The sequence below is a fragment of the Phyllobacterium sp. K27 genome, assembly GCF_054796155.1.
Window position 1 is genome coordinate 15,629 of the sequence record NZ_JBTWND010000002.1, and the last position, 15,783, is coordinate 31,411.

Sequence of the window (15,783 nt, forward strand, 5' to 3'; positions counted from 1 at the left end):
TTTAAACGTCTATAACTTTGAATTCGGTATTCATCAAGAGAATAAAACGAATGACATCGAATCCCCGAAATTTCCTCGAAGGCCCTCGAACATCGTTGCCAAAAAGAACGGACGGCTGGCACCGCCCTACAAGTCTGAGCCTAACTTCAGGCGGCGATAACGCATATTTCGTCGATCTCTATGCTCGATATAAGAGGGATCCGAATTCGGTTCCGGCAGATTTGGCAATTCACTTTCAAGAGATCGACGGTGACGTTGCGGAAGCAAAATTCTTAACTGGCGAGCACTTGGTGGCGAATCTAATCGATAGCTATCGACGTTTCGGTCACCTCGAGGCGCAGATTGATCCGCTCTCGCCAAACAATTTTCGAAATGCCCGTCTCGAACTGCTCAGGGCGGAGGTTCAATCCACAAATGGCCCGTCATTGGCTCTGACTATTGGAGCATCTCCGCGATCCGCCACCCCAGTAGAAACGGATAGCCTGTTGCGCTCGATCTACGTCGCCTCAACTGGGTTAGAAGCGGACCATATTAACTCCGACGAGGAGCGAGGCTGGCTCTACGAAGCCTTTGAAAAGACATTTCTCTCCGAGCCAGATGACGACCTTCTTTTCAATTCCCTCGAATCCATCGTTCTGGCCGATGAATTCGAAACAGCCATCCGGATGAAATTTCCGGCGAAGAAGCGTTTCGGAAGCGAGGGATCTGAATCATCCATTGTGTTCGTTCGCGAGCTTCTTCGTTTCCTCCCGGAGACGAATACCAAGCGAGTGGTGATGGGCGGCATGCATCGCGGCCGGTTGGCGCTTCTGGCCGCTGCACTGAAAAAGAACCCGGCGACACTGATCGCGGAAATTATCGGCAGGGACCTGACGGGTGATACTGTGTTCACCGGCGACGTGCCTTACCATTTGGGCTACGCGACGGATGTGACAGTTGGAAAACACCCGATCGATGTCACGCTTTTACCCCATCCTTCACATCTTCTCGTCGTCGCACCCGTTGCTTTGGGTCTTGCTCGCGCTGTTTCAAAGAGAGATGGTGCGATTATCGAAGATACAGCGTGCATTCTCCTTCACACGGATGCAGCTTTTTCCGGACAGGGCGTGGCCGCCGAACTCCTGCAGATCGGCGGCCTGGAGGGCTACAGCTGCGGAGGCTCGATCCATCTCGTCGTGAACAATCAGATCGGCTTTACAACCCTGCCGTCGGAGGGACGAACCGCACGTTACTGCACCGATTTCGCCAAAGCGGTCGAGGTTCCCGTACTCCATGTCAACGCCGACGATCCGGTCGCCGTTGCTCGTGTGGCACAACTGGCTGTCGCTTGGCGGGACCGGTTTAGAAAAGACATTGTCGTCGACATGGTCTGTTATCGCAGGTTCGGACACAATGAACTCGACGAACCCCGGTTCACCCAACCTGAAATGTGGAATACGATTGATGCCACCCACCGGTCCGGAAGATTCTGACGTCGAGGCTCGAGAAGCAAAAGCCTGACATCATAGTTCGAGCGGAAGCGGTCGGACAGGTATTCCAAAACCAGATGAAAATCGGGTTCGAACTTGCGGCTGAGCTAAATCCGAACGAACAGCCATTCCAGTCAGATGCATGGGCTCACCTGGCCGAAGCGACCGAAACCGATCTAAACAAGGATGTCTCGACGGGGATCGAGATGGACCGACTGCGAGAGATCGGTATCTCGACGTCTCTTCTGTCGGATGTGAGCGTCAATGCCAAGGTCGAAAAGTTTTACTCGGCGCGCAGCGAGAGCTTAATCGACGGCGAGGGTATCAACTTTGCTACGGCCGAAGCGCTGGCGTTTGCGACGCTGCTCTCGGAAGGCTCTAATGTCAGATTGTCAGGCCAAGACGCAGTTCGGGGAACTTTCGCGCAGCGGCATCTGGCCGTCCACGACCGAAAAAAAGGCGGGATACGCTTTCCGCTTTAGTTTCCACCCGGGAAAATTCTCGCCTCGAGCTGATCAACAGTCCTCTGTCCGAGTACGGCGTTCTTTCGTTCGAATATGGCCATAGTCTTTTGGATCCCAACCAGTTGACCATCTGGGAGGCACAATTCGGCGATTTTCTGAATGGCGCTCAAGTTGCTGTCGATCAGTACATCGTCTCGGCCGAGTCGAAATGGCGGTTGCGATCCGGACTGGTCATAATGCTCCCGCACGGCTTGGAAGGCCAGGGACCTGACCATTCATCCGCGCGGATCGAGCGGTTAACTCAGCTTTGTGCCAATGGAAACATCATCGTTGCTCAACCGTCGACGCCCGCAAATCTATTTCACCTTCTTCGACGCCAGGTCCGCGCCCCTTGGCGCAAGCCGCTGTTCATTATTTCACCGAAGTCGCTACTGCGCGCCAAAACCGCCGCATCTCCGCTGTCGGCTATGGCGGAAGGCACGACGTTTCTTCCAGTCATTAGCCCCTTGTGTGAAGCTCCTCTCGGCGTTCGTCGGGTTGTATTCTCATCTGGCAAAATTTCCTACGACCTCGAGAGGGAGCGGGAAGCCACAGGTCTACAGAACCAAATTCATCCAATCAGGATCGAACAAATTTATCCCCTTGCGAGGAAGCGCATCCTTGAGATAGTCACTGCCTTCAAGAACGCTGAGTTTGTTTGGCTCCAGGAGGAACCGGAAAATCAAGGCGCTTGGCCGTATCTGCGCGACGAACTGGCTAAATCGGGCGTGAAGTGGTCCGAAAAAATGCCGGTGGTCGCTCGTCCGTCAATGCCAGTGTCTGCTGGTGGTTCAATCGAACGCCATGAGCGAGAGCACCGTATTTTGATGGACCGCGTATTGGATTTCGGTCACAGCAATGCGGGAAACGTGAACGCACGATAACAGGTCACCGAGATATCGTCCACGTCATACCTATGGCGGATTTGCCTTTGGCGCCTTTCGGCGGGCAGCTCGCGTTGCCGTGGCACGTCCAGCGTCATTCTCGAGACTTTCGGCAATCATCGTCGCCGTGCGCTGCAAGGGGGGAAGAATCTGCGAAAGAATTCTCTTCCGCTGGCCGGCGGTTCTCAACACGAGGCTGCTTAGACCAGCAACGACTTGCCCTTCAACAATTATCGGGACTGCAACAGCCCAGATTTGAGAATGATAGATGTCATTTAAGTAGGCTTCTTCCGCGAAAGCGAAACCGTCCTCTCTGGCTGCATTGAGCTTTTCATCCAGCCCGGCGAGAATCTTCGGGTTGGTATCCCAACGGCTGTCTGAGGTTCTCAGTGCGGCGAGAACTTCCTCGCGCTCCTGAGACGGTAAATAGGCCAGATAGACCAGCCCAACGCCTGTCGCCAAAAGCGGTATTCTTGCCCCTAGACGACCCGGAATGGACATACCGTGAGCGCTGCGGTTGGTGTACGCGATCGTCATCGCACCCTGCGCGTACGTTGCGAGGTTAGAGGGCCAGCCGATCTCGGCACGGAGGCTCTCGATCAGTGGGCGTGCGAGTTGCACAAGACGTGAGGTCGCGTCGAACCCGCGGCTCAGGGCCAGGGTTCGCGCGGTAACTCCATAGAGAGCCGTCTCTTCAAGGCGGTAGATGTATCCAGCGCTCATGAGAGTCTCGAGTGCTCTGACCGTGGTGGGCTGAGGCAACCTGGTCTGTTTCGAAATACTAGTCGCATCGATCGGACCTGCCTCGCTGATCAAACGCAATATATCCAAGCCTCGAATGAGGGCCCGCACGGGCTCAAAAGACGGCATTCATTTCCTTTCTCGTCTTCAGCACGAAGACCCTGCGCACAAAACTAGAAGCTCCTGCCGACGGCAATTATCACAACCAGTTCACTCAGTGAATAAAAATTGCTCCGGGATAACAGGGCAAGGATCGGGCGTCGTCACATTAAAGTATGCAATTGCAAAACTTATGGCGCCAAGTCGCTTCTGAAAAGAGCATACATATCTTGACTTAGGCTTCTTGTGAAATGAATAGTATAATCATTAAATGAATAAAACTGGCGCGCGAATCGCATTGAGAGCGCACTTGTCTTAGCGAGCCTTGGAGCAGACCTAAAAATTGGAACCACACGTGACATCGAATCCCGAGACTGTCGGCGCCTCAGAGGCGGTAGGCCGGAGACAACAAAATCGCGAATGGATCACTCGTAACAAGGCCGAGGCTTTGGCTAGCACTCTCGACCTCGACGGAATACCAAATGGCGGCACCGTGCTGCCACCCGCTTGGCACTGGATCTACTTCAACTCCTTGGTTCGCCGCCGCGAGGTCGGTGCTGATGGCCACCCTAGGCTCGGGAGTTTCTTGCCGGATGTTGGCCTTCCACGACGAATGTGGGCGGGCGGCCGGATCGTCTATCACGCGCCCCTCAAGATTGGTGTTGAGGCTGAGCGGCAGAGCGAGATAGTCGCTGTTTCTGCCAAGAAGGGTCGCGCCGGACGGCTCCTGTTTGTTACGGTGCGACACCAGATATTTGCGGACAGCGTCCTGTGCATCGAGGAAGAACAGGACATCGTGTACCGTGAACCACTCGCGGCCGGGGCGTCAGCGCCGCCTCCAACGTTGGTGTCTGACACTGCGGAATCCTCGGAAATAATGAAACCTGATCCGGTGCTCCTTTTCCGCTACTCTGCCCTAACTCTCAACGGACACAGGATCCATTATGACCGAACCTACGCCCGCCAAGGGGAAGGGTATCCTGACCTGGTGGTCCATGGACCGCTGATCGCTACTTTGTTGCACGGGCTCGCAGTCAGATCCAAGAGCGACGTGCGGCTCTTTCGCTTCGATTACCGCGGTATGGCTCCCCTGTTTGTCGATCAGGATCTCTACCTTGAGGCGGGTCCCGGAGGCACCGGGGACGAACTGAAACTCTGGGCGCGAGGTTCCAGTGGCGGACTGGCGATGCAAGCACAGGCAATTTTTGTCTAAATGAAAGGCCAAGGCGATGGGTCTACCTTCCAGCTATCTTTTCGTCGTCCCAGGCAATCGGCCCGATCGTTTTGAGAAGGCGGTTGCCTCGGGTGCCGACAGCGTCATTCTTGATCTAGAGGACGCCGTTCCACCTGGAGACAAGGATCTCGCCCGCGACGCTGTCGTGCAATGGTTTCGCCAAGGTGGGTCAGGTGTGGTGCGGATTAACGCGGAGAGCACGGACTGGTTCGAACGCGACATGGCCGCGTTGGCAAGCTGTCCAGGTGTTGAGATTATGGTGCCCAAGGCGACCCCTCGAACGATCGCTGCGGTCAAACTGACCGATTACCCGCTAATCCCATTGATCGAAACCGTTGAAGGCCTGGTCGAAATAAACTCAATCGCGTCGGCCTCTTCGGTAAAAAGGCTCGCTTTTGGCAATCTTGATTTTTCCAGCGATGCGCGCATGGAATGTGTGCCGGCCACCCTTGACTTCGCGCGCTTCCAAATTTCGATAGCTTCTCGTTATGCGAATCTTCCACCGCCAATCGATGGCGTTACGCCGTCGATCAATGATGATGATGCGTTGGCGAACGACATATTTCGAGCGCGACAGTTCGGCTTTTCGGCCAAGCTTTGCATTCATCCACGGCAGGTTGGTGCGGTTAAAGCGGGATTCCAGCCTACTGAAGCCGAGATCGCCTGGGCAACGGGTGTCGTCTCTGCTTTCAAGAATGCCAAGGGTGGCGTGGGTCAGTTTAAGGGCAAGATGATCGACAAGCCAGTGGCCGATCGCGCCGACTACATCCTGAGTTTGGTCGCCGGGGTCATTCATGAGCGCGAGACAGACTAGCACCACCCGACTCGTATCGTTTGCGCGCTGAGAGATGCATCTCGGACTGCTATGAGGACTGCTCGGCGACAGGACGGGCCGGCTGTTGGGGATGTGACGCTGTCGACAGAGGTTTCATCTAGCTTTTAGCGCCAGGGGACAGTTGACGGCTTCCGGCCCGGGGAGTTCCCTGTTGCAAAGGCCAGTAGCGCTGCGGAACAAAGGGCACACAGGCCGCTCAGCGCTATGGTGACCGTGTAATCGTGGAAATGATCGTAAAGAAGTCCGGCGACGCTCCCGCCCCCAATTGCTGCGACCCCAACAGCAATGTAAAGGGCGCCCAAAATTGCGCCGAGATTTCTCGTTCCAAACCAATCTGCAGCGACGGCTGGATAGAGCGAGATGCATCCGCCATTTGCCGCACCGAATAAGAGGGCGAACAAGGAGAGGCTGACCATCCCTTGTGCGGTAAGCCAAAGTCCGTTCAACACGCCAAGCGAGATCGTGAGCCACAGAAGCAGTCGGCGAGCACCGAGCCTGTCCCCCACGCCACCAAGAAACAATCGCCCGCCGACGTTCCCGACACCAATAAGGCCGATAAGTAGATTGGCTTCGATCGGTGTAGCGCCAATCCCTTGCGCAAACGGATTGATATGAACCAGACCGACGAAGAGCCCTACCGAACCCAAAAAAATGGCCCCAAAATACCACCAAAAGCGTGTTGTGCTCAAAGCCTCGAACAATAAAATGCCGTCCACAGCATTCGGTTCCGGAGGTAGGATAGTATCCCCATCGGGTAATAGTCCGACCGATTGTGGCGACGAATGAAGCACCAGTGCCGAAGATAGACCAGCTATTGCGATGGCGATTGCAAATATTCGCATGGTGTCTTGCCAGGTAAAATACTGCATCAGCAAGCCGGCAACGTTTGGTCCGACGAATATGCCAACGCCGGTTCCCGCGAGCGCAATACCCGAGGCCTTGCTCCGGCGCTTTATGAACCAGCGCTGGACGGCGCTGATGGTGGGTACGTAGACAAGACCAACTCCCAGGCCGACGAAAAGGCAGAACAACGTCATAAAGATTTGGAGGGATTGTGAAGCAAAACTGCTTAGCAGAAAGCCGGCAGCGAGGAAGACGATACCAAGTGCGATGATGCCGCGGGTCGAGTAACGGTCGGCGAACGACCCAGAAAAGACACCAATGAAGTAGGAGAAAAAAGCCGTCATGGAGAACGCAGATGCTACGGTGAAGCGATCTGCCGCGAAGTTTCTTTGAATCTCGGTGAAGAAGGCTCCAAAGGAATATGAAGCTCCGAATGTGACCATCAACAGAACGTTGGCCGCCGCAACGACATACCACCCATAGAATTGTTTAGGCCGCATAGCTCAATCCTTTTCGCATCGTAAGAGCCCCAACGGCACCAAGTGTTTCGCGCGTCCGAACACGGTGAGCAGATGCGTCTGCGTCCAGACGCGCCAGGGCGCCAGCAAATGTTTAGCTTGAGCAGCCACCTGCTATATTGGGTTCTCAAGCCCAGCCGACTGCTCAATTGGCTTGAGGAGCGCCTGCCAGACCCGATCGTCCCAACAACAGCGCAGAGAGAGCCGTCAACAGACACATGAGTCCGGCAATCTGAAGTGCCGGTACGTAGGTTCCGAAGTCGCTCTTGAGGAAACCGGCTCGTGCCGCCATCCAGCTCGCGATGCTCTGCGAGAACATTCTACTTCCTCGCCTTGGCGAAAACTCATTCGTGGTCTTGCTCATCGCAGCCCTTCCCACCCATGAGTCAGCGCTTCCGGAGAACCGGCTTACGTTCATCGAGAGCGACAGGCAAAATTTAAGCCTCGGATCTTTTCAAAATCACGGGTGTCGGGGCCGAAAGGTATTGGTTAACTCGGTCGTCGCGGCGCCTAGACCGTGACGCGGGATTTCAGGAACAAGTCCAAACCGACAACCTTGTCTAAAACAACAATCGCGATGATCGAGATGACTATGTAAATCACCGCGACGGCGGCGAGATCAGGCGTCACGTTCGATCGAATCGAAAGGAACATTTGAACAGGAAGCGTCATGGTCCGCTTGCTCACAAGCAGCAAGCTCACCACAAATTCGTTCATTGCCAAAATAAACATAAGCAAAGCACCCGTCACGATCCCGGGCGTGACGGCCGGAACCGTTACGAAGAGAAAGCTTTGCAATGGCGGCGCGCCAAGATTGGCTGCTGCGTTCTCTAGATCGAAATCCAGTGCATTGACGCTCGCCGCGACGGCCCAGATCATAAATGGGATGTTGATCGCGCAAAGTGCCACTCCGACACCCCAGAGATTGTCTACTAGGTTTATTTCGCCATAAAGGACCAGAAGACCGATGCCCGACACAACCACGGGGATCGTAAAGGGCAGCAGCAGGTACAACTTGAAGACTCCGGCGAAGCGGATCCGATATTTGTTCATCGCCAACGCCGCGAGCGTCCCGACTGGGATCGCCAATGCAGTACATATCGTTGCCACCATCAAGGAGCGCATCATGGCCGACTGAATATCGGAATGATTCACCAGAGCTTTGTACCACTTAAGTGAGAATCCCTGGGGCGGGAATTGCAGTATCTCGCCGCTGGTAAACGAGGAGATTACCACAATGACTGTTGGAATGGTCAGGAATAAGACCACAAATATCGTGCATCCGCCAAAGATGATCCGCCGAAGTGAAGCTCCTCTCATTTTGCTCTCCTTCTGAACAACGCAGGTCGGTCGAAGGCTGCCATGATCGCGACAACCATCAAGGTTCCCACAACAACAAGCACGACCATGAATGCAGATCCCAACCCCCAGTCCGATAGACCGAAGAACACGTCGTAGACGAGGTTTGAAACGAAATCGAATGTGCCGCCGCCCATCATCGTCGGCATCGCATAGTCCGTCAGCGATAGTGTGAAAACGACGATCGTCGCCGCGACGATACCGGGCTTCGCCATAGGAAACACGACCTGGATCAAAGTCTGATACCACGACGCACCCAGACCTTCTGCGGCCATTTCAATCTCTTCAGGGATTGAGGTCACGGCGGGAGCCATCATTAGAACCGAGAATGGAAGCATGTACTGGGATAATCCGATGACGACTGCTGTTGGCGTATAAAGAATCTTTACCGCTTCGAACCCGCCGAGACTCAGCATTTCGTTAACTAGTCCGTGTCGACCCAAAACCACGATCCAGCTGTATGCACGCACCACTGATCCGATGAAGAAGGGGACGAACAGACAGAATAAGAGGATGCGCCGGACGAGCGCTGACCGGGTCCGGACCATGACGTAAGCGTACGGGAATGAGAGCGGCACGGTAATTGCGGTCACGATAAGCGAGTAGATAACCGAACGTTGAAGCACTGTGGCGAACACCGGCTGGGCGAGGAGCTGCTCGTAGTTAGCGAGCGAAAATTCGTCCGAAAGCAGGAAAGTGCTACGGTCCAACTGGTGAAAGCTGTTGACGAACATCAACATCATGCCGGCTGCCAGAAGACCAACCAACAGGCACGCCGGGATCAACCAGACGTAAGGGGCTGCATGACGCAAGTTGGGGCCGACGATTCTCGAAAATATCGACTCGATAAAATCGGCAACCCGCCACCTGATGGGCAATCGGTAGGAGCGTGTAATGGAAATAGTCACGTCATTTTCCCCCAACAAATGGCGAGGCGGCATCGAACCGCCTCGCCACACTTGCGTTAGATGTTCATGATGGATTTGAAGCGGAGCACCCACTTGTCGGAATTGTCTGCTTCTATCCCTGCGGGAATCAGGACGAGCCTTTTGTAGTCCTCCTCCTTGGACGGATAAGCCGGGTCGTTGGCGAACTCGGCAGGAGCCTTGAAGCTCTTGTTCAGACTTGGATTCCCTAGCGCGTCACACCATTTTTGACTGGGTTCATCCTGCATCGCGAAATTGATGTACTGCTTCGCCCAGTACTCTTCGTTCTCTGGGAGGCCCTTTGGAACCCAAAGGCAATCCGTCGTCGCGTAGGCGCCTTCCTTCGGTACGGTCCAGGCAATATCTCCGCCTGAACGCTTATAGTCGACCATGTCGGCAATCGCGTTCATCGAGATGTCAAACTCACGCTGCTGGCCCCACCTGGTAATATCCTCGTCCTTACCGAGAAGTGGCTCCTGCGCCCGAAGGGACTCAATCCACTTCCATCCCTTCTCCATATTGTCAGGATAGTCTGCGAGCGTTCCGCCGGCCGCGATTTGGGCAATTTGGATCGTACCGTTTCCACTCGAGAACAGTGCCAGCCGGCCTTTGAATCTCGGGTCCAGGAACGCTTGCCAACTGTCGGGCGCGCCATTGGGGAATTTGCTGGGGGCATATCCCATGCAGTACACATAGATGTACATGTTCAGATAGGGGACACCGCCACCGTCGCGTTTCGAGGCGAGCTCCCTCATATGGGAGATATTGCTGAGGTCCGCGAGATCAACAGCTGCGCCACGTCTTGCTGACGTCTCGGCGTTCGCGGTCGTGTCCCAGGTAATGTGGCATGGCAAGTCACGCTTTTGAGCTTGCGCCTGCCAGATCTTAGTTTTCATCTCCGTGTGGTAGGTATTGTCGTGGGTGACCTTGATACCCGTCGCTTCCGTGAAGGGCTTCGAAACGAAATCTTCAAGCGCTTTTGACCAGCTTCCGCCCCAGGCTCGCACGATCAACTGACTAGGCTTTTCTGGCTCCGCTGCGAGGGCGGATCGGGGCAGTATAGCAGTTGCTCCTGCCCCGAGCGTCGCGGCGACACCCGCGGCTACTGTGCCTTTTAGCATGCTTCTCCGCGACACCGCGTGGTTGGTCCAATGGTCGTCATGCTCGCTCATTTTGTAGTCTCCCAGTTTGAGTTTTGCGTTTTAGTTCCCGTCTTCTGCCTACCTTTCAAAAAGGAGCAGTTTCTCTTTTTTCCAACCAAAGGCCACTTTTGCTCCGGGTGTCAGTCCGGCCGCGTCGTCCACTCGATAACTGACTGCTTTAAAAGGTAGATCGCCTAGTGCAGGGACTTTCACTTCAAGGATCAGCCGCTCCCCCTCGAAGATCGATTCGGTAATCTCACCTTCGAATTTAACATCGGCATCGCGTTCCGCGTCGATGCCAATCAGAACGCTGTGTGCGCGAATCCCGCACTGCACTTCGCCCCCTTCGATAAGACCGAAAGTGTCCGGCTTATCGAGGCCGATCGTACGACCGGACACTTCAACCGACGGACCTGTTTCGGATGTCCGAAAAATCGCGGCGAAGAAATTGGTCATCCCGATGAAATCGGCAACAAAACGATTGCCGGGAGCCTGATAGGCGGTTTCCGGCGCCGCGAACTGCTGCACGCGACCTTCGTTCATAATCATCACGCGATCCGACATTACAAGCGCCTCGCGCTGATCATGTGTGACGTTGATGGTCGTAACGCCGAGTTCACGCTGAATGCGGCGGAACTCGATCTGCATCTCTTCACGTAGTTTTTTGTCTAGCGCCGCGAGAGGCTCATCCAACAGAAGCAGCGCGGGCTCAAAAACCAGCGCGCGCGCGATGGCAACTCGCTGCTGCTGCCCGCCGGACAATTCCGAGATCCGCCGGCTCTGATAACCGCCGAGCCGTACGAGATTAAGGTACCGCTCTACACGTTCGGGAATAGTTTTGGGATCAAAGCGTCGCATTTTGAGGGGGAACGCCACATTCTCCGCCACCGTCATATGGGGAAACAAAGCCAGTCGCTGGAAGACCATACCAATCGAACGACGATGGGGAGGCACGGCGTCCACCGCCTTACTGTCGATCAGTATGTGACCTCCACTCAGGTCCGAGAAGCCAGCAATGAGCCGCAACAAGCTGCTTTTCCCGCATCCGCTCGGTCCGAGGATCGTGAGAAATTGGCCGGCGTGGAGATCGAAGGAAACATCGTCTACGGCAACGAAACTGCCGTAACGCTTGGATACCCTGTCCACCGACACGAGGACTCTTGTCGCTGGGTCCGCAACGAGGTTTGGACCGTTGCTGTGGCCATTGGCGACTGGCTCATGGGCCACGCGGGTACCCAGCATGGTTCCTGATATCGAGGTTAATTCTGTCACCGATTATGTTCCCTTGCTTGTTTTTTGATGCCAAGCTTGATTGGCAATCTTATATACCGGTATAGACATTATGACAAGGACAATCTGGTCTAGGTTCCCGCCAGAATGCTGGCCCAAATACTGTGACGCGCTGCACTCTCGTCTCTGCCATTCACCAACCATGAGAGCGGACATCTTCAGGTCACTTCATTCCGCCCGGGCGCCATCGAATTGGGGCTGCTTTACGTCGGCGTGGCACCTTTTGCCGTGTGAAACAGACAATCTCCGCGGCTCGACTTTGTGTGGGTGCGCCTGCACACGACGACCCCGGCACGCCCAAAATGCAGTGGTCTCGGCACCTCATCCAGGTCGGAAAACCGGTACAGGAGTCCCGCAATCTGTCCTTCTTGAACCTCGTCCCCCAACTCGGCGTGGGGCTCGAAAAAACCGTCGTCCGGTGACCGAAGGTAGTCGGTGCTCGTATTGACGAAGAGGAAGGTATCCGAAGGCTCAGCAGATCCATCCTCTAGGACACCAAGGTGCGCCAAGACGGACTGAACACCACGATATCCGATTTTGACCGTGTCCGGCGTGCACCCTCCCCCACCGCCAAGTTCGGTTGCGATGCTTGGCACATTTAAGCCGATGGCGATCCCGCTGAGCGACCGCTCGAGGCCGGGAAGCGCGTCGTATACCAGGCTGAGAGGCGCTCCAAAAGCCCGGGCCATGTCCTCCTGGATTTTGTAGATTTTTTCGTCGCGCACACGCTGGAGTATCGTGCATGGCAGATATTCAAGGGACGATCCCCCGGAATGAAGGTCAATCAGATAATTCGCGTGGGGGAGCAGTATGTCGGTTATCGCATTGGCGGTTGCCGATGTCGGCCCGCCGAATTTGTCGCCGGGGAACAAGCGATTCAGATTGCCTTGGTCAAGTGGAGATGTGCGAGCGGAAGCATAGACAGCCGGAGGATTGGCGGCGGGTACGATCACGATGCGGCCATTCACCTGGTGGGGGTTGAGTTCATGGAAGAGGCGTCTGAGTGCAAATTGGCCTTCGTACTCGTCGCCATGGTTGCCAGCGATAAGCAACACAGTTGGTCCGGCTCCATTCTTGATGATTCCGACAGGCACTTCAATTTGGCCGTAGGCCGATACATGGCTCGAATGCGGAATCGGCAGTATGCCCCAACTTTTGCCATCTTGATCAAAGCGAGGTAGCATTTCAAAGCCTCATGATTTTAGCGAAGTTGCTCAAAAGCGCTCCACTCAGTTGATCTTTATGCCTAACGACGGGGATCCATCGCCACCGCCTAAAGCAGCTCACGCATCCGTTCGACTGCCTTTAGATAACGTTTTTCCAATTCGCCCGAATTCCTATGCATTCCGTTTTCGACCAAACGGCTACCGCCGACAAAGACCGACGCGGGACGAGCTCGGTCCGCTGCGAACATCCAAGCATCGAGAAATTGGTCGCCTGATAAGTAGGCCAAGCTTGGATCGGCATCCCGCCGCAGCTCGACGATGTCCGCCTTGTAGCCAACAGCTAAGCGACCGGTTGGGCGGCCAAGTGATTTCGCACCTGCCTCAGTGCAGTTTTCGACTAAAAAGCGGCCAACTGATCGGCGGTCGTCGCACGCGACGTTTCGCTGCCTCAAGCGAAAGCGCTGCGAATACTCGAGAATTGTAAGCTCCAGCCACGGATCGAGCGAGGCTTGAGAGTCGGAGCCTATCCCGAAGCGGACGCCGCTTGCGATCAGCGAGGGTAAATCGATCGCGCCATCGCCGAGGTTTGCCTCGGTGACAGGGCAAAGCACAACCGCAGCGCCAGCCTTAGCGATCTCCGTGAACTCTTGCGGATTCGCCTGAGTACAGTGGATAAGGTTCCAGCGATCGCTGAGGTCTATTGACTGCGTTAGGAGCTCGATCGGGGTAAGGCCATGAATCCGTCGACATTCCTCAACCTCCTGAACCTGCTCCGAGACATGAATATGGATGACGGAGCTTGCACCGAGTTCCGCAACTGCCTGGGAAAGAGGACGTAGCAAGGAGGGCGCAACCGCTCGAAGCGAGTGCGGCGCAAGCCCGACATTAAGGCCACCCCAATCCTTGAATTCAGCGCGCACAGCCATCGCCATGGATTGCGCCCTGTCGAGTTTGCAGGCGAGACGCCGCTGGTGGGTACTCAGAGGGGCGTTATCGAAACCGCCACGGCAATAGACCACAGGCAGGTGCGTTATGGCCAGACCGGCAGCCCGTGCAGCAGCGACTGCACGCAACGACATTTCCGCATCGTTATCGTAAGCTCGGCCGTCACGGTCATTATGAACATAGTGAAATTCCGCGACCGATGTGTATCCTGCTTCGATCATCGAAGCGAAGACATAGGCGTAGATATCCTCGAGCGCGTCGGGATCGAGAGCACTCAGCACCCGAAACATGAAGTCCCGCCACGACCAGAAAGAATCCGAGCGTGAATTCCTCGATTCCGCCATGCCAGCAATCAGTCGCTGAAAAGCGTGTGAGTGCAGATTGGGGATTCCCGGGATCAACACGTCGAGCACTTCGCCAGCGGGCTTGGCCCCTGGCGTGACGGAAGCAATCGTGTCCCCCTCAACCTCGATTGCGACATCATCAGCCCAGCCCTGCGGCAGTAGCGCTGTGCGAGCAAAAAGACTTGTACTTGAACTACTGCTGCCTGAGACTTCGAACTGGTCTGCCGTCCTATCGGCCCACCTCATGGTCGCGCTGCTCGCTTCAGGTAGGCCGCCAGCGTTGCTACGACACGGCGCATGTCGGAATGCGTTCCGATCGTGACGCGTATGTGATTATGCAGGTCGTAGGCGCCAAGCGGACGCACGAGAATTCCGTTTGCCCGCAGATCATCGACTGCTTCCGCGGCAGTCCCGCGACCTTCAGGAAATCCAACCATGATGAAGCTCGTCACACTCGGCGTTACGTCCAGGCCGAGCTTACGCAAGCGCTCCGACGTCCAGTCACGGGCAGTGCGAATATAAGCGCGCGTTTTCTCGACATGTTCCGGATCGTCCATCACGGCCATCGCAGCAGCTTGGCCAACGACGGAAACGTTGAACGGCAGCCGTATTTTGTTGACCGCGTCCATCACAACTTTTGGCGCGTAAGCCCAGCCTACGCGCAATCCACCAAGGCCGAACATCTTGGAGAAGGTCCTCGTTACGACAACATTCGATACGTCTTTGGCGTAAGGGAGCGCCGATGCAAAGTCCGGGGCATCGACAAATTCGGCATATGCTTCATCCACCACCAGGAGAACGTCCGAGGGAAGCTCTTGGATGAGCAATTCAATATCCGCTTTCGGAATGTATGTACCGGTCGGATTTGCAGGGTTCGTTAAAAAGACAACGCGTGTAGCCGGGGTCACCGCCGCCAGCATGGCTCGCACGTCGACTTGAAAGTTCTGTTCCTTCGCAGTCGTGGGCGTCGCACCAACGCTTCGCGCGATAATTGGATACATCATGAAGCCGAATTCGCTGTTCAGCACCTCGTCACCATCTTTCGCGAAGGCACGACACACGAGCTGCAGCAGCTCCTCCGACCCTGACCCGGCGAGAATCCGGTCAGTCTCGAGTCGGTGCAGGTGAGCGACCCGCTCTCTAAGCAGCTGGGCCCCTCCGTCGGGATATCGATTTGTTTGCCTGCACGCCGCCACGGCTGCACTCCTGACGGCTTGGGAGGGGCCAAATGGAAGTTCGTTGGATGCCAGATGCAGTGGACGGATATTCGCGGGCGACCGCGCCTCATCGGGGACATAGCCAACGATTTGATCAATTCCAAGTCTAGCTGTGAGGGGCATGTAACGTCCTTGCTATAATGTTCATACCGGTATATACTTTTATTAGTTCACACCTCCATGTCAATAGCAAATCGAGGTATTCATGCCGTCCGTGTCACCGGTAACCACACCCAAAGTCTTCGATGTCGGTCCCGGCCCCCGCGGG

Annotated in this window: 15 protein-coding genes; 5 read left to right on the top strand and 10 right to left on the bottom strand. The window is 55.5% G+C overall.

The annotated features are described in order from the left end of the window. The first annotated feature begins 17 nt into the window (after positions 1 to 17). From ACYJL1_RS16945 to ACYJL1_RS16955, 3 genes are all read left to right on the top strand, one after another. Positions 18 to 1,472, top strand: coding sequence for a thiamine pyrophosphate-dependent enzyme (locus tag ACYJL1_RS16945; protein ID WP_460898114.1), 1,455 nt, complete (start codon positions 18 to 20; stop codon positions 1,470 to 1,472). A gap of 74 nt (positions 1,473 to 1,546) precedes the next feature. Further along, the gene (locus tag ACYJL1_RS16950; RefSeq protein WP_460898115.1) at positions 1,547 to 1,951 is read left to right on the top strand and encodes a hypothetical protein; all 405 of its coding nucleotides are present in this window, start codon (positions 1,547 to 1,549) and stop codon (positions 1,949 to 1,951) included. After that, on the top strand, positions 1,858 to 2,856 hold the full coding sequence (locus ACYJL1_RS16955; RefSeq protein ID WP_460898282.1) for a hypothetical protein: 999 nt from the start codon (positions 1,858 to 1,860) through the stop codon (positions 2,854 to 2,856). Before ACYJL1_RS16950 ends, ACYJL1_RS16955 begins: the two co-directional genes overlap by 94 nt. Positions 2,857 to 2,886: 30 nt before the next feature. Here ACYJL1_RS16955 and ACYJL1_RS16960 read toward each other — a convergent pair whose 3' ends face one another. Next, complete coding sequence (locus tag ACYJL1_RS16960; protein WP_460898116.1) at positions 2,887 to 3,726, bottom strand: IclR family transcriptional regulator domain-containing protein; 840 nt, start codon at positions 3,724 to 3,726, stop codon at positions 2,887 to 2,889. Positions 3,727 to 4,051: 325 nt separating this feature from the next. Here ACYJL1_RS16960 and ACYJL1_RS16965 point away from each other — a divergent pair, with 325 nt between their 5' ends. Together ACYJL1_RS16965 and ACYJL1_RS16970 are read left to right on the top strand one after the other, a co-directional pair. Continuing rightward, positions 4,052 to 4,909 (top strand): HTD2 family dehydratase, encoded by an 858-nt coding sequence (locus tag ACYJL1_RS16965; protein WP_460898117.1) that lies wholly within the window; start codon positions 4,052 to 4,054, stop codon positions 4,907 to 4,909. A gap of 16 nt (positions 4,910 to 4,925) precedes the next feature. After that, the gene (locus ACYJL1_RS16970) at positions 4,926 to 5,744 is read left to right on the top strand and encodes an HpcH/HpaI aldolase/citrate lyase family protein (RefSeq protein ID WP_460898118.1); all 819 of its coding nucleotides are present in this window, start codon (positions 4,926 to 4,928) and stop codon (positions 5,742 to 5,744) included. Positions 5,745 to 5,869: 125 nt separating this feature from the next. Here the strand turns inward: ACYJL1_RS16970 and ACYJL1_RS16975 are convergent, their stop codons facing one another. The 9 genes from ACYJL1_RS16975 to hisC all read right to left on the bottom strand — a co-directional run bounded on the left by ACYJL1_RS16975 (position 5,870) and on the right by hisC (position 15,638). After that, on the bottom strand, positions 5,870 to 7,108 hold the full coding sequence (locus ACYJL1_RS16975; protein ID WP_460898119.1) for an MFS transporter: 1,239 nt from the start codon (positions 7,106 to 7,108) through the stop codon (positions 5,870 to 5,872). A 163-nt stretch (positions 7,109 to 7,271) separates the two neighbouring features. Continuing rightward, positions 7,272 to 7,490: a hypothetical protein gene (locus ACYJL1_RS16980; RefSeq protein WP_460898120.1), complete on the bottom strand. Its 219-nt coding sequence runs from the start codon at positions 7,488 to 7,490 to the stop codon at positions 7,272 to 7,274. Positions 7,491 to 7,636: 146 nt separating this feature from the next. Further along, a complete protein-coding gene (locus ACYJL1_RS16985) occupies positions 7,637 to 8,446 on the bottom strand; it encodes an ABC transporter permease (protein WP_460898121.1) in 810 nt (269 codons plus the stop codon). Continuing rightward, positions 8,443 to 9,393, bottom strand: coding sequence for an ABC transporter permease (locus tag ACYJL1_RS16990; RefSeq protein WP_460898122.1), 951 nt, complete (start codon positions 9,391 to 9,393; stop codon positions 8,443 to 8,445). The genes ACYJL1_RS16985 and ACYJL1_RS16990 overlap by 4 nt, the downstream gene beginning before the upstream one ends. 56 nt (positions 9,394 to 9,449) lie before the next feature. Further along, on the bottom strand, positions 9,450 to 10,583 hold the full coding sequence (locus tag ACYJL1_RS16995) for an ABC transporter substrate-binding protein (protein ID WP_460898123.1): 1,134 nt from the start codon (positions 10,581 to 10,583) through the stop codon (positions 9,450 to 9,452). 48 nt (positions 10,584 to 10,631) lie between these two features. Further along, positions 10,632 to 11,825, bottom strand: a complete 1,194-nt coding sequence (locus ACYJL1_RS17000; protein ID WP_460898124.1) for an ABC transporter ATP-binding protein — start codon at positions 11,823 to 11,825, stop codon at positions 10,632 to 10,634. Between the two features lie 221 nt (positions 11,826 to 12,046). Continuing rightward, entirely contained in the window at positions 12,047 to 13,027 is a 981-nt protein-coding gene (locus ACYJL1_RS17005; protein ID WP_460898125.1) for a succinylglutamate desuccinylase/aspartoacylase family protein, read from the bottom strand. Positions 13,028 to 13,116: 89 nt separating this feature from the next. Then, a complete protein-coding gene (gene hutF, locus ACYJL1_RS17010; protein WP_460898126.1) occupies positions 13,117 to 14,544 on the bottom strand; it encodes a formimidoylglutamate deiminase in 1,428 nt (475 codons plus the stop codon). Then, complete coding sequence (gene hisC / locus ACYJL1_RS17015) at positions 14,541 to 15,638, bottom strand: histidinol-phosphate transaminase (protein WP_460898127.1); 1,098 nt, start codon at positions 15,636 to 15,638, stop codon at positions 14,541 to 14,543. The genes hutF and hisC overlap by 4 nt, the downstream gene beginning before the upstream one ends. Between the last annotated feature and the right edge of the window lie 145 nt (positions 15,639 to 15,783).

Bases quoted from the DNA above. Each gene is read 5' to 3' on its own strand.
- ACYJL1_RS16950 (WP_460898115.1), top strand. From the start codon at position 1,547: ATGAAAATCGGGTTCGAACTTGCGGCTGAGCTAAATCCGAACGAACAG.
- ACYJL1_RS16960 (WP_460898116.1), bottom strand. From the start codon at position 3,726: ATGCCGTCTTTTGAGCCCGTGCGGGCCCTCATTCGAGGCTTGGATATA.
- ACYJL1_RS16970 (WP_460898118.1), top strand. From the start codon at position 4,926: ATGGGTCTACCTTCCAGCTATCTTTTCGTCGTCCCAGGCAATCGGCCC.
- ACYJL1_RS16975 (WP_460898119.1), bottom strand. From the start codon at position 7,108: ATGCGGCCTAAACAATTCTATGGGTGGTATGTCGTTGCGGCGGCCAAC.
- ACYJL1_RS16980 (WP_460898120.1), bottom strand. From the start codon at position 7,490: ATGAGCAAGACCACGAATGAGTTTTCGCCAAGGCGAGGAAGTAGAATG.
- ACYJL1_RS16985 (WP_460898121.1), bottom strand. From the start codon at position 8,446: ATGAGAGGAGCTTCACTTCGGCGGATCATCTTTGGCGGATGCACGATA.
- ACYJL1_RS16995 (WP_460898123.1), bottom strand. From the start codon at position 10,583: ATGAGCGAGCATGACGACCATTGGACCAACCACGCGGTGTCGCGGAGA.
- ACYJL1_RS17005 (WP_460898125.1), bottom strand. From the start codon at position 13,027: ATGCTACCTCGCTTTGATCAAGATGGCAAAAGTTGGGGCATACTGCCG.
- hutF (WP_460898126.1), bottom strand. From the start codon at position 14,544: ATGAGGTGGGCCGATAGGACGGCAGACCAGTTCGAAGTCTCAGGCAGC.
- hisC (WP_460898127.1), bottom strand. From the start codon at position 15,638: ATGCCCCTCACAGCTAGACTTGGAATTGATCAAATCGTTGGCTATGTC.